Here is a 12,993-nt window from a genome sequence, read left to right as displayed (position 1 = left end):
ATGGTAGTGTGGGGTTTCCCCATGTGAGAGTAGGTCATCGTCAAGATTAAATTCCGAAACCCCTATCTGCGTATGCAGGTAGGGGTTTTGTTTTGCCCGCAGGAAAGTTCGTACAGCATTATCGGACCGCTCCCGGCTGTCACAGTCTGATGACAGTGCTAAGGTTCGGCCCTAGCTTTTGTATTTTCCCAAGGAAGCCTTTATGCCGGACGCTACGTCTCTCAGTGCTGGTTTTATGGTGGTTCACGGCAACCGTCTGGACGAGTTGCGCAGCCTGGTGGTCAGCTGGATGCGGCGCTACCCGCTGGCTCCCTTGGAAAATGAAGTCGCCCTGGTACAGAGCAACGGCATCGCCCAATGGCTGAAGCTGGCACTGGCCGAAGACCCCGAAGATGACGACATGGGCGGCTGCGGAATCGCCGCTGCCATCGATGTGCAGTTACCGGGCAGCTTCATGTGGCAGCTTTATCGCATGGTACTGGGACGTGACGAGATCCCGGTCAAATCCCTGCTCGATAAAGCCCCGCTGACCTGGCGTCTGATGCGTCTGTTGCCACAGTTAATCAACCAGCCGCACTTCGAACCTCTGCAGCGCTTTCTTACCCATGACACCGACTTACGTAAACGCTATCAACTGGCGGAGCGACTGGCGGATCTGTTCGACCAATATCAGGTCTACCGTGCCGATTGGCTCGAAGACTGGGCAGAAGGTCGTCATCAGTTACGAAATGGTAGGGGCGAGGCCAAAGCCCTGACCCCGGCCAACTGTTGGCAGGCGGAGCTGTGGCGTGCGCTGTTGCTGGATGTCGGTGAACAAGGCATGGCGCAAAGCCGCGCAGGCGTCCACCAACGCTTTATCGAGCGCATCAATAGCCTCGACGTAGCGCCGAGTGGATTGCCTTCGCGGGTGATCGTTTTCGGGATTTCTTCACTGCCTGCTCAGGCCCTGGAAGCGCTTGCCGGGCTTGCTCGATTCAGCCAGGTCTTACTGTGCGTACACAACCCATGTCGTCACCATTGGGCGGACATCGTCGCTGATAAAGATCTGTTGCGACATCAGTACAAGCGCCAGGCTCGCAAGAGCGGCATGCCGGTCGTGCTCGACGCGCAAACGCTCCATCAGCATGCCCATCCGCTACTGGCCGCGTGGGGCAAGCAGGGGCGGGACTACATTAATCTGCTCGACAGCTACGACGATCCCAATAGCTATCGCTCGGCATTTCGCGACGGGCGCATCGATCTTTTCAGCGAAAGCCAGCCACGGAACATGCTCAATCAATTGCAGGACGATATCCTGGAATTGCGTCCCTTGAACGAGACTTGCGAGCGTTGGGCTGCTGTCGATCTGAAAAAAGACGAATCGATCCGTTTTCACATCGCCCATAGCGCTCAACGCGAAGTGGAAATACTCCACGATCAGTTGCTCGCACGATTCAGTGCTGACACAGACCTCAGGCCTCGCGACGTAATCGTGATGGTCCCGGACATCGACAGTTATGCCCCGCATATCCGTGCTGTTTTTGGTCAGATCGATCGCTTTGATCCACGCTTCATTCCTTTCACACTTGCGGATCAAGGCCAGCGCGGCCGGGATCCGCTACTGATTGCTGTCGAACACCTGCTCAAACTTCCCGACAGTCGTTTCCCTGTCAGCGAGATCCTGGATCTGCTCGACGTTCCCGCATTACGCGCCCGGTTTGGCGTAGAGGAACGAGATCTGCCGACCTTGCATCGCTGGATCGAAGGCGCAGGCATTCGCTGGGGGATGAACGCCGAGCAGCGTGCGGGCCTGGGGCTGCCTGAAGAACTGGAGCAAAACAGCTGGCGTTTCGGTCTGCGACGGATGTTGCTGGGTTATGCCGTGGGCAGCGCCAGTGCCTGCGAGGGGATTGAACCCTACGACGAAATTGGTGGTCTGGATGCCGCGCTCATAGGCCCTTTGGTGGCGTTGTTGGATACATTGGAAGTTGCTCACCAGGAACTCACTCAACCTGCAGCGCCCAAACAATGGGGCTCGCGGTTGCAAGCTTTGGTGCAGTTATTCTTCCTGGCCAGCAACGAGCATGACGACTATTTGTTGGCCCAACTCGAAGAGCTGCGTGAGACCTGGCTTGAGACCTGCGAGTCCGTAGGTTTGCACGACGAATTACCGTTGACCGTAGTTCGTGAAGCCTGGCTGGCGGGTCTCGACCAAGGTCGCCTGTCTCAGCGCTTCCTTGCCGGGGCCGTTAACTTCTGTACCTTGATGCCCATGCGAGCAATTCCCTTCAAACTGGTCTGTCTGCTTGGCATGAATGACGGCGATTACCCTCGCGCGCAACCGCCGCTGGATTTCGACCTGATGGGCAGTGACTACCGCCCCGGTGATCGCTCCCGACGTGAAGATGATCGCTATCTGTTGCTGGAAGCATTGTTGTCGGCACGCGACCAACTCTATATCAGTTGGGTCGGCCGCAGTATTCGGGACAACAGCGAGCGCCCTGCTTCGGTGTTGATAGGGCAGTTGCGTGATCATCTCGGCAGCGGCTGGCGACTGCACGATGATAATGATGACCTGCTTGAGTCCATGACTCAGGAACACCCTCTGCAACCTTTCAGCGCTCGCTACTTTCATGAAGGCGATGATCTATTCAGCTACGCCAGCGAGTGGCAGGTTCTACATCAAGCCAGTGATCTGGCGACTGATATCGAAGTGCTTGAACCCTACGTCCAGGACGAGCCGCTGAGCCTGGGTCAGCTGCAGGATTTTCTGCGCAACCCTGTACGACATTTCTTCAGTCACCGGCTCAAAGTGTTCTTCGAGGCTGCAGAAGTGCCTTTGGCTGATGAAGAGCCATTTGTACTCGACGCGCTGCAACGCTATAGCCTCAGCGACAGCTTGCTTGAAGCGGCACTGGGGCAACCGGACCAAACCGATCAGGTATTGGAGGCGCAGGCAAAACGCCTGCAAAACAGCGGGCTCTTGCCCATGGCCGGTTTTGGCGAATGTCTTCAGCGAGAGTTGATCGAGCCACTGCCGGATCTGCTGCTGCGCTATCAGCAGCTTCTGGCGTTATGGCCGACCCCGCTCACCAGCGCGTTGCCGGTGAGTGTGGAACTACAAGGATTGCGTCTGGAAGGCTGGCTCAGTGGCCTGCATCAACGCGCAGATGGCGGGTTGTTGTCGGTGACTACGATTCCCAACAGCATCGGTTCGATCAAGGCCCGCAAATGGCATCGCCTGACGCGACCTTGGGTCAATCACCTGGTTGCCTGTGCCAGCGGCATGCCGATGACCACTGCGTTGGTGGCCAGCGACGACAGTTTGTTGCTCGGTCCGATGGAGGAGGCCGCAGCATCCCGGGTTCTGGGTGACCTGTTGTTGGCTTGGCAAACGGGCATGCGCCAGCCGCTGCCGATTGCAGTAAAAACAGCGTTCGCCTGGCTCGCTCAAACCGACCCGGCCAAAGCTGACGCCGCTGCCCGCAAGACCTATGAAGGCGACGGCCAGACCACTGACGGCGAGCGCCGCGAAAGCCCGGCACTCGCTCGGCAATTCGCCGACTACGATGCTCTGATTGCCGATGAAACCTTCCCCGATTGGTGCGACGCTTTGTATCGGCCTCTGCTTGAAGCCCCTTGGCGTTCATTGACCAGCGAGGAGGCGCGCGCATGACCACGAAAACACCGCTGGCCCTGGCATTCCCCCTGCGTGGTAGCCAACTGATCGAAGCCAGCGCCGGGACCGGCAAGACCTTCACTATTTCTGCGCTGTACTTGCGTCTGGTCCTTGGCCACGGCGGCGAATCGAGTGGTTTTGGCCGTGAATTGCTGCCGCCGCAAATCCTGGTGGTGACCTTCACCGATGCCGCGACCAAAGAGCTGCGCGAACGTATTCGTACCCGGCTGGCTGAAGCCGCACGGTTTTTCCGCGATGAGACACCGGCACCGGATGGCCTCATTGCTGAATTGCGCGAGCAGTACTTCCCCGAGCAGTGGTCCGGCTGTGCAAACCGCCTGGACATCGCCGCCCAGTGGATGGATGAAGCGGCGGTATCGACCATCCACAGTTGGTGCCAGCGCATGTTGCGCGAACATGCGTTCGACAGTGGAAGTCTGTTCACCCAGACCCTGGAAACCGATCATAGTGATTTGCTCGGCGAAGTCCTGCGCGACTACTGGCGACTGTTCTGTTATCCAATGCAAGGTGATGCACTGAACTGGGTTCGCGGCAATTGGGGCGGCCCTGCGGCGTTGCTACCACGAGTGCGTGGGTTGTTCGCCAGCGAGCGTGACAGTGTTGAAGGTAAAGAGCCTGCCGAGTTGATTGCCGAGTGCCTGCAGGAACGACGGGCCGCTTTGCTCGATCTCAAGATGCCCTGGCGCCAATGGGCGGATGAGTTGCTTGCCATCTGTCACCAGGGTGTCGCAAGCAAGAGCGTCGATGGCCGCAAGATGCAGCCGCGCTACTTCGAACCCTGGTTCGAAAAGCTCCGGGCCTGGGCCGAGGATGAGTCTCTCGAGCAACTGGACATTGGCACCGGCTTCACTCGTCTGACTCCCGATGGCATGACTGAAGCCTGGAAGGGGGAAGCCCCCCGTCATCCCGGTCTCGATGCGATGGCCGGTCTCAAGACCAGTCTCGATGGTTTGCCGACTCCCGATGCCGCTGTGTTGCAACACGCCGCTCACTGGGTCGGTGCGCGGTTCGAGGAAGAAAAGCGTCGCCGCGCGGAAATGGGCTTCGATGACATGTTGCTGCGTCTCGATGCGGCTTTGCAGTCCGAAGGCGGTGAGCGCCTGGCAACGCTGATCCGCGAGCAGTTCCCGGTCGCGTTGATCGACGAGTTCCAGGACACCGACCCGGTGCAGTACCGAATCTTCGAGAGCATTTATCGCATCGAAGATAACAATCCTGAAACCGGTCTGTTTCTGATCGGCGACCCGAAGCAGGCGATCTATGCCTTCCGCGGAGCCGACATCTATACCTACCTGCGCGCTCGCCAGGCCACCACTGGCCGCCTGCATACCCTGGGCACCAACTTCCGTTCCAGTCATGGCATGGTCAGTGCGGTAAACCATGTGTTCGAGCGCGCCGAATCTCGTGAGCAGGGGCGCGGAGCATTCCTGTTTCGTGAGAAAAATGGAGAGAACCCGGTACCGTTCCTGCCCGTCGAATCCCAGGGACGCAAAGAAGTCCTGCAGATTGATGGTCAGGCTGTACCGGCCCTGAACATCTGGCACCTGTCCGCCGATCAGCCACTGTCTGGCGCGGTGTATCGGCAACAATTGGCCGCCGCCTGCGCCAGTGAAATCACCGCGCTGCTCAATGGCGGTCAGCAAGGCTGTGCTGGCTTCATCCAGGACGGTAAGGACTTCAAAGGTCTACTGCCATCGGATATTGCAATTCTGGTGCGCGACGGCAAAGAGGCCCAGGCCGTGCGTGGCGAACTTTCGGCCCGCGGCGTGCGCAGTGTTTACCTGTCAGACAAGGACTCCGTGTTTGCCGCGCAGGAAGCCCATGACCTGCTGACCTGGCTCAAGGCCTGTGCCGAACCGGATGTCGAGCGTCCCCTCCGCGCCGCGCTGGCCTGCATCACGCTGAACCTTTCGCTGGCTGAGCTGGAGCGGCTGAATCAGGACGAACTGGCGTGGGAAGCGCGGGTCATGCAGTTCCGCGGTTATCGCGAGCTCTGGCGCAAACAGGGCGTGCTGCCAATGCTGCGACGTTTGCTGCACGACTTCCAACTGCCCCAGGCGTTGATCGCGCGCAACGATGGCGAGCGGGTGCTGAACAACCTGCTGCACCTGTCCGAGTTGCTACAGCAGGCCGCCGCCGAGCTTGATGGCGAGCAAGCCTTGATCCGTCACTTGTCCGAGCATCTGGCATTGTCCGGTCAGGCTGGCGAAGAACAGATCCTGCGCCTGGAAAGCGACGAGCAACTGGTCAAGGTTGTGACCATCCATAAATCCAAAGGGCTTGAATATCCGTTGGTGTTTCTGCCATTCATCTGCTCGGCAAAACCGGTGGATGGCAGCCGTTTGCCGTTGTATTACCACGACGCGACGGGCAAGGCTCAGGTGAGCTTGAAGCCGACGCCGAAGTTGATCGCCCAAGCCGATGATGAGCGCTTGGCCGAGGATCTTCGGCTGCTCTATGTCGCCCTGACCCGGGCACAACATGCTTGCTGGCTCGGAGTGACGGACCTCAAGCGCGGCAGTAACAACGGCTCGACGCTGCACCTTTCAGCGTTGGGTTATCTGCTGGGCGGTGGTGCACCATTGGCCGAGTCGGCCGGGTTGCGGCGATGGCTGGAGGATTTGCAGCAGAACTGCCCGGCGCTGAACTACGGTGAAATGCCTGAAGCGAGCGCCGAGCATTACCATCCGCCGCGCAATGAAGCGACCTTGCTTGCGCCGCTGATACCCAAGCGCAAGGCCAGCGAAAACTGGTGGATCGCTTCCTACAGCGCCTTGCGTATTGGCGACAGTCTGAGCGTGGGCAGTGACGAAGCCCCGGAGAGCCCGCAAGCCCAAAAGCTTTTTGACGACGAACGTCTCGATCCGCAAGCGCCGCGAGAAGTGATTGCTGGCGGCGCGGATATCCATCGATTCCCTCGCGGGCCGAACCCCGGCACATTTCTCCATGGATTGCTCGAGTGGGCCGGTGACGAAGGTTTTGCCACTGCACCACAAACTGTGGAAGACGCCATCGCCCGCCGCTGCAATCGCCGTGGCTGGGAAGGCTGGATCACGACATTGAGTGACTGGCTACAGCACTTGCTCAAATCCCCGCTGCACGTCGGCGGCGGGCAGGCACCGGTGGTGTTCGAGCAACTGACCCAGTACCGGGTCGAGATGGAGTTCTGGTTCGCCAGTCACAAAGTCGATGTGCTCAAGCTCGATGAACTGGTGCGCCAATACACCCACAACGGCGTGGCCAGGGTGGCCGCCGAACCGGTGCTGCTCAATGGCATGTTCAAAGGCTTCATCGACCTGACGTTCGAGCACGACGGTCGTTATTACGTCGCCGACTACAAATCCAACTGGCTGGGCGTCGATGACGCGGCCTATACCGAGCAGGCCATGGAGCAGTCGATTCTGGACAACCGTTACGACCTGCAATATGTGTTGTACCTGCTCGCCTTGCATCGCCAGCTCAAGGCGCGGCTGGTCGATTACGATTACGATCGGCATATCGGTGGGGCGTTGTACCTGTTCCTTCGCGGTACTCGCGCGACCAGCCAGGGCGTGTACTTCGCCCGTCCACCACGGGAGCTGATCGAGCGTCTGGACCGGTTGTTCCAGGGCAAGCCAGAGCCCAAGGCCGAACCCGCCTGGGAACAGGGAGTACTGCTATGAGTCGCACCTTCGCCGATTTGCTGCCCACGCCATTGGCGGCCGAAAGTCTGGCGGATCTGGCCCCCCTGAGTCGCGCAGATGACTTGTTGCTACTGCTCACGCGCTGGGTCGAACGCGGTTGGCTGCGTGCGCTGGACAAGGCCTTCGTGGCCTTTCTCCACGAAATCGCCCCCGACGATGATCCGCTGGTGCTGCTGGCCGCCGCGTTGACCAGTCACCAGTTGGGCCACGGCCATGTTTGCCTGGATCTGTTCGAAACGCTGAAAGAGCCGGACTTCGCTCTGTCGCTGCCGCCGGAAGGTGATCTGCAAAGTGGCGCGATGTTGCTGCCGTCGCAATTGCTTGAGGCGCTGGAGGGGGCTCATTGGTGCAAGGTGCTGGCGTCCAGCCGCTTGGTGGCTCTGGCCGTCGACGGGCGCGAGGCCGCGCAGCATCGGCCGTTGGTGCTGTCGGGAAAACGCCTGTACCTGCGCCGCTACTGGGCTTACGAACGGCGCATCGATAACGCCCTGCGTCAGCGCCTGGCTGCACACGAAACGACACCGAGTGATTTGCCCCAACGCCTGACCGGCCTGTTCGGCCCTGCCAGGCCTGATGAAGTGATCGACTGGCAGAAGCTCGCTTGCGCCCTGGCTACCCGTAGCGCATTCAGCATCGTCACCGGCGGCCCGGGGACCGGCAAGACCACTACGGTCGTACGCTTGCTCGCATTGCTACAAGCGCCCGCGGTGGAAGCCGGCAAACCGCTGCGCATTCGTCTCGCGGCACCCACTGGCAAAGCTGCCGCACGATTGACCGAGTCCATCAGCCAACAGGTTCAAACCCTGGAAGTTGCTGAAACGGTGCGGGAGAAGATCCCGTCGGATGTGACCACCGTGCACCGTTTGCTCGGCAGTCGTCCCGGTACCCGGCATTTCCGGCACCACGCCGGCAATCGTTTGCCGCTGGATGTATTAGTGGTGGACGAAGCCTCGATGATCGACCTGGAAATGATGGCCAATCTGCTCGACGCATTGCCGGCCCATGCCCGTCTGGTACTGCTCGGTGACAAGGATCAACTGGCGTCGGTAGAGGCCGGTGCCGTCCTGGGCGATCTGTGCCGCGATGCCGAAGCCGGTTGGTACAGCCCGCAGACATGCCAGTGGCTGGAGTCAGTCAGCGGGGAAAACCTTGGTGGCAGCGATTTGCACGAAGACATCAACGGAGCGCATCCCTTGGCTCAGCAAGTGGTGATGCTGCGTCACTCACGGCGCTTCGGCGAGGGCAGCGGCATTGGCCAGTTGGCCCGTTGGGTCAACCGGCAGCAACCCGAGGAAGCCCGCAAGTTACTGGCGGCTGGAAGCCATGGCGACGTATTTTCCCTGCCCCTCAAGGGTGAGCAGGACCGGGCGCTGGAGCGTTTACTGCTCGAAGGCCATGGCGAGGGGCCGCAAGGTTATCGGCATTACCTGAGTCTTTTGCGCAGTCAGCGGCCACCGCTCGACAGCCCGCTCGACGATCCAGGCTGGACCCATTGGGCTCGTGTGGTCCTGCAAGCTTTCGACGCCTTCCAGCTATTGTGCGCGGTACGCAAAGGGCCTTGGGGTGTGGAAGGCTTGAATCAGCGAGTGACCGACGCGCTGCTCAAGGCTCGGCTGATCGACAGCGACCACCAATGGTACGAAGGTCGGCCCGTGCTGATGACCCGCAACGACTATGGCCTGGGTTTGATGAACGGCGATATCGGCATTGCCCTCGAGCTGCCGGAGCGTGAGGGGGCCGAGGCGGGACGGCAAGTGCTGCGTGTGGCCTTCCCGCGCAACGATGGCCAGGGTGGTGTGCGCTTCGTTCTGCCAAGTCGGCTGAACGATGTCGACACCGTGTACGCCATGACCGTACACAAATCCCAGGGCTCGGAATTTGCCCATACGGCGCTGATTCTGCCGGATGCCCTGAACCCTGTGCTCACCAAGGAACTGATCTATACCGGCATAACCCGGGCCAAACACTGGTTCACCCTGATTGAGCCTCGTGCCGGCGTATTCGAAGAGGCCGTGCGGCGCAAGGTCAAGCGCTTGAGCGGGCTGATGCTGGAGCTGGAAGAGGGGATCGAGCCGGGTCACTGAAAAGGGGGAGCAGACGACGGAATCTGTCCGAGGTGCCGTCGTACGTGGCCTCGCTGGTGTTTCGGTGCTGTGCTATCGTTGCGGCATCATTTCGTTGCGATCGAAGAGAATCCCTGCATGAAGGTGGCTGTCTGGACGACAGAGCGCGTTATTGGTTGCAAGAGAGCGCTGCTTGCCGGCTTTCTCTGTTTGTTGACGGGCGTTGCCTTCGCTCAGCCGGAAACCGCCGTAAGCAAGGCCGACCAGCGCGCCAGATCAGTCACTCAGGTGGTGCTCGGGATCCTCAGTTATGCCCGGTGGCCTGTTGAGCCTCAACAATTGCGTCTGTGCGTAGTCGGCCCTACCGAGTACACCGACGATCTGGTCAAGGGCACTACCCAGGCCACAGGTCGGCCTGTCACCGTGCAACGGCTTTTGGCCGACAACCCGGCCATTGCCGGTGAATGCGACGCGGTGTACATCGGCAAGCTGACCAGCGACGAACGCAGTCGATTATTCGCCTCGCTGACAGGGCGCCCGGTGGTGAGCATCAGCGAAGGCGGCGATCAATGCACCGTCGGCAGTCTGTTCTGCCTGCGGGTCGGCGATGAACAAGTATCCTTCGAGGTCAACCTAGACTCAGTCGCCCGCAGCGGTGTGCGCATCCATCCCAGTGTGCTGCAACTGTCGCGTCGCAAGCCGGCGGCACCATGAGTCTATTCAAATCCCGTATACGTCCGACCCTGGGGTCGGTTATAGGTCGTGGACATTTGATCGTCGCCCTGGTGGGCGTGGCCATGGCCAGTGTTTCGTTGACCCTGCTGGGGGTGCTGGCCTTGCGGGTTTATGCCGATCACAACCTGCATCTGATCGCCCGTTCGATCAATTACACCGTGGAAGCCGCGGTGGTGTTCAACGATAAGGTCGCCGCCACTGAGGCGCTGGCGTTGATCGCGTCCACCGAAGAAGTGGCCGACGCACAGGTCCTGGACGAGCAAGGCGAGTTACTTGCACGTTGGCAACGACCGGAAACGGGGTTGCTCTCCGATCTTGAAATGCAGATCGCCCGGGTGATTCTGGAAAAGCCCATCAGCATGCCGATCGTCCATCAAGGTCAGGAAATTGGCAGTATCCTGCTGGTCGGGCACGGTGGCAGCCTGATGCGCTTTTTGCTCAGCGGTCTGATGGGAATCGTCTTGTGTACCGCTGTCAGTGCCTGGGTTGCGCTCTATCTGGCGCGGCGGCAATTGCGGGGGATCACCGGCCCGTTGCGCAGCTTGGCTGCCGTGGCTCACGCCGCTCGCAGCGAGCGAGCCTTCGACCAGCGCGTACCGCCCGCCGACATTGCCGAACTCGACAACCTGGGCAACGACTTCAATGCCTTGCTCGATGAGCTCGAGTCCTGGCAGACCCACCTGCAAAGCGAAAACGAAACCCTGGCCCACCAAGCCAGCCATGACAGCCTGACCGGACTGCCGAATCGAGCATTTTTCGAAGGCCGCCTGATGCGTGCCTTGCGCAATGCCGGCAAGCTCGATGAACGAGTGGCCGTGCTGTTCCTGGACAGCGACCGGTTCAAGGAGATCAATGATAACTTCGGACACGCTGCCGGCGATGCGGTGCTGGTCGCCGTGGCAACCCGGGTTCGTGCGCAACTGCGTGAAGAGGACCTGGTTGCGCGTCTGGGTGGCGACGAGTTTGCAATCCTGCTCACACCGCTGCACAAGGCCGAAGACGCCGAACGGATTGCTGACAAAATCATCGCCAGCATGGAAATACCCATCCAGTTGCCGGGCAGTACCCAGGTGTTGACTTCACTCAGTATTGGCATCGCCGTGTACCCCGATCATGGGGTCACACCGGGCGAGTTGCTCGATGCTGCCGACGCCGCGATGTACCAGGCCAAACGCCTTTCCCGAGGCGCGCAGCAAACGGCAGGAGCGGAGCTCCCTGTCGCCCATGTTCAAACCAGGAGCTAATTTCTGTGTTCACCTTCAATCAGCGTTCTCTGCGACTTTTCACGATCTCCCTGTTCCTGGCCTTGCTGGCATTGACCGGTTGCCAGACGGCACCGCAAAAGGGCCTGACCCCGGCGCAGATCGCTGTGCTCAAGCAGCAAGGTTTCGAAATGACGGATGATGGCTGGGCCTATGGCCTGTCAGGCAAAGTTTTGTTCGGCAGCGATGTCGAGAGCCTCAATCCTGCCAGTACCGAGATCGTGGAGCGCATTGGCAAGGCGTTGTTGAGTGTGGAAATCGAACGGGTGAGGATCGACGGCCACACCGATGCGTCAGGCAAAGAATCCTATAACGAACAGCTTTCTCTGCGTCGCGCAAAAAGCGTCGGCAAGGTGTTGGCCACCGTCGGCATAAAAGAAGAAAACATCCAGCTGCGCGGCCTGGGCAGCAGTAAGCCCGTCGCTTCCAACGACACCGCGGTCGGACGCACCGAGAACCGTCGGGTGTCGATCGTGGTGAGCGCGGATTAATCGGCGAACAACATCTCCCGACTTTCCCCCATCAACAGCGCTTGATTCTGCTCGGTGACCCCACGGATGTAGTCCCACAACAAGGTAATCCGCTTGAGCTTGCGCAGGTCTTCCCGGCAGTACATCCAGAACTGCCGGGTAATGGTGATCTCTTGCGGCAACACCGGCAGCAATCGCGGGTCCTGAGCTGCCAGGAAGCACGGCAGAATCGCCAGTGACCGTCCTTGCTGCGCCGCCACGAACTGCGCGATCACGCTGGTGCTGCGCAGATTGGCACTGGCACCGGGCAACACATTCGCCAGGTACAGCAGCTCCGAGCTGAACGCCAGATCGTCCACATAACTGATGAATTGATGCTTGCCCAAGTCTGCCGGGCGGCGGATCGGTGGGTGCTTGTCCAGATAATCCTGGGTCGCATACAGCTGCAGTCGGTAGTCGCAGAGTTTGCAGCAGACATACGGGCCATGTTCCGGTCGCTCCAGTGCGATGACGATGTCTGCCTCGCGCTTGGACAGGCTGATGAAGTGCGGCAGCGGCAGGATGTCCACCGAGATCGCCGGGTAGGCGTCGACGAAATGGCTAAGCTGCGGAGTGATGAAAAAACTGCCGAACCCTTCGGTGCAGCCCATGCGTACATGCCCGGACAACGCCACGCCGGAGCCCGAAACCTGTTCGCAGGCCATGTGCAGAGTGCTTTCGATCGACTCGGCGTAACCCAGCAGCCGCTGGCCTTCGGCAGTCAGGACGAAACCGCTGGTGCGGGACTTTTCGAACAGCAACGTGCCCAGCGAGGTTTCCAGCGAACTGATGCGTCGCGACACGGTGGTGTAGTCCACCGCCAGGCGCTTGGCTGCGGTACTGGCCTTGCGAGTGCGGGCAACCTCGAGGAAGAACTTGAGGTCATCCCAGTTCAACGAGCCTAAAGACGTGATGTTTTTTTGCATGATGGACCGGCTTTTATGTGCGTTCTTATTAGAAGTTTGCACATCTATACTCCAAAAACAGTCCGATAACCAATTCGTGACACACGCCTCATCTCAAGGCGACTTTCTCGCCTTGGCTCCAAAGATCGCTCTCTAA

Annotated in this window: 7 protein-coding genes; 6 read left to right on the top strand and 1 reads right to left on the bottom strand. The window is 59.9% G+C overall.

Features of this window, described 5'->3' with window-relative positions:
• The first annotated feature begins 202 nt into the window (after nucleotides 1-202).
• From recC to ACQKPC_RS18530, 6 genes are all read left to right on the top strand, one after another.
• Nucleotides 203-3,655, top strand: coding sequence for an exodeoxyribonuclease V subunit gamma (gene recC / locus ACQKPC_RS18555; protein WP_427625846.1), 3,453 nt, complete (start codon nucleotides 203-205; stop codon nucleotides 3,653-3,655).
• Complete coding sequence (gene recB / locus ACQKPC_RS18550; RefSeq protein ID WP_427625845.1) at nucleotides 3,652-7,341, top strand: exodeoxyribonuclease V subunit beta; 3,690 nt, start codon at nucleotides 3,652-3,654, stop codon at nucleotides 7,339-7,341. The genes recC and recB overlap by 4 nt, the downstream gene beginning before the upstream one ends.
• Entirely contained in the window at nucleotides 7,338-9,446 is a 2,109-nt protein-coding gene (gene recD / locus ACQKPC_RS18545; protein ID WP_427625844.1) for an exodeoxyribonuclease V subunit alpha, read from the top strand. The genes recB and recD overlap by 4 nt, the downstream gene beginning before the upstream one ends.
• Before the next feature lie 117 nt (nucleotides 9,447-9,563).
• On the top strand, nucleotides 9,564-10,139 hold the full coding sequence (locus tag ACQKPC_RS18540; RefSeq protein WP_427625843.1) for a YfiR family protein: 576 nt from the start codon (nucleotides 9,564-9,566) through the stop codon (nucleotides 10,137-10,139).
• On the top strand, nucleotides 10,136-11,404 hold the full coding sequence (locus ACQKPC_RS18535) for a diguanylate cyclase domain-containing protein (RefSeq protein WP_427625842.1): 1,269 nt from the start codon (nucleotides 10,136-10,138) through the stop codon (nucleotides 11,402-11,404). Before ACQKPC_RS18540 ends, ACQKPC_RS18535 begins: the two co-directional genes overlap by 4 nt.
• 5 nt (nucleotides 11,405-11,409) lie before the next feature.
• Nucleotides 11,410-11,913 (top strand): OmpA family protein, encoded by a 504-nt coding sequence (locus tag ACQKPC_RS18530; RefSeq protein ID WP_192346930.1) that lies wholly within the window; start codon nucleotides 11,410-11,412, stop codon nucleotides 11,911-11,913.
• Here ACQKPC_RS18530 and ACQKPC_RS18525 read toward each other — a convergent pair.
• Nucleotides 11,910-12,857: a LysR family transcriptional regulator gene (locus ACQKPC_RS18525; protein WP_007900639.1), complete on the bottom strand. Its 948-nt coding sequence runs from the start codon at nucleotides 12,855-12,857 to the stop codon at nucleotides 11,910-11,912. The two genes, ACQKPC_RS18530 and ACQKPC_RS18525, sit on opposite strands and share 4 nt — an antisense overlap.
• Nucleotides 12,858-12,993: the final 136 nt, after the last annotated feature.

The organism is Pseudomonas sp. NPDC089918 (assembly GCF_050280605.1).
Lineage (GTDB): Bacteria > Pseudomonadota > Gammaproteobacteria > Pseudomonadales > Pseudomonadaceae > Aquipseudomonas.
Note: the sequence above shows the minus strand (reverse complement) of the source record. Positions and strands in the feature narration are given on the sequence as shown.